Source organism: Armatimonadota bacterium (assembly GCA_025059775.1).
Lineage (GTDB): Bacteria > Sysuimicrobiota > Sysuimicrobiia > Sysuimicrobiales > Sysuimicrobiaceae > Sysuimicrobium.
This window is the reverse complement of record JANXCW010000036.1, coordinates 1-868: the sequence shown is the minus strand read 5'-3', so window position 1 is coordinate 868 and position 868 is coordinate 1. Positions and strand designations below refer to the sequence as shown.

Annotated in this window: 1 protein-coding gene, 1 pseudogene and 1 riboswitch; of the genes and pseudogenes, one reads left to right on the top strand and one right to left on the bottom strand. The window is 60.8% G+C overall.

The window, feature by feature from the left end; all coding sequences use genetic code 11:
* On the bottom strand, positions 1-229 hold a 229-nt coding region (locus tag N0A24_12225; protein ID MCS7174101.1), incomplete at its 3' end, for a hypothetical protein.
* Between the two features lie 164 nt (positions 230-393).
* Positions 394-502, top strand: a riboswitch (TPP riboswitch).
* Positions 503-620: 118 nt separating this feature from the next.
* On the opposite strand from N0A24_12225, the pseudogene N0A24_12220 reads away from it, so the two are divergent.
* A pseudogene (locus tag N0A24_12220) lies at positions 621-868 on the top strand (phosphomethylpyrimidine synthase ThiC).

Genomic DNA, 868 nt, shown 5'->3' with positions numbered 1-868 from the left:
GCTTCTCGTCCAGCCAGAGCGAGCGGAGCTTCTGGCAGCACCAGCGCCAGGCGCGCGGAGGGTCAGGGTGTTGCCACGGGAAACGGTGAAAGTGGTCATAGAAGGCGTAGAAGCAGGCGTGGGCGAGGTCGGCGGCGTCGTCCGTACAGTGAGTCAGCCGGCACGCGCGATAGCCCAATCGCTGCAACCAGTCACTTTCTGTCCACTGGTCAGGGTTTTCGTGGCACATCGTCGCGCCCTCGTGTAGTGGCAGGATTCGGGCAGAAAGGGCAGATTCCTACGGGTCTATTGGATAAGCTAGGCTGAAAGCGGCATCGGACTCGCTCTCATGGGCAGACGGATTTGTTGCCCGAATTTCTCAGGCAATCCTTCCAAGAAGCAGGTATACTCATTATTAGCCGCGGGGGGTGCTGCCAACGGGCGGCTGAGATCTCCAGTTCGGAGAAACCCCTGGAACCTGATCCGGGTAATACCGGCGGAGGGAACGCGGCGTGATAGGTGGCTTGGGCATCTTGCCCGTGCATCACAGCCCGCCTTATCCCGCCTCGCCCCGCCCGAACCCCCGCGCAAGGAGGATCACCATGAACCGAGGGGACTATGTACGGGGCAGAACGGGCGTCGTGACCCAAATGCATTATGCCCGCCAGGGCATTATCACTGAGGAGATGCGCTTCTGTGCAGAGCGCGAGGGCGTTGACCCAGAGCTGGTGCGTCAGGAGGTTGCCCGCGGACGCGCCATCATCCCTGCGAATATCTATCACACCAGCTTGCAACCGACGGTTATCGGCAAGCGGTTCCGCACCAAAATCAACGCGAACATCGGCAGTTCGCCCCTTAGTGCGAGCGTGGAAGAGGAGCTGGAGAAGCT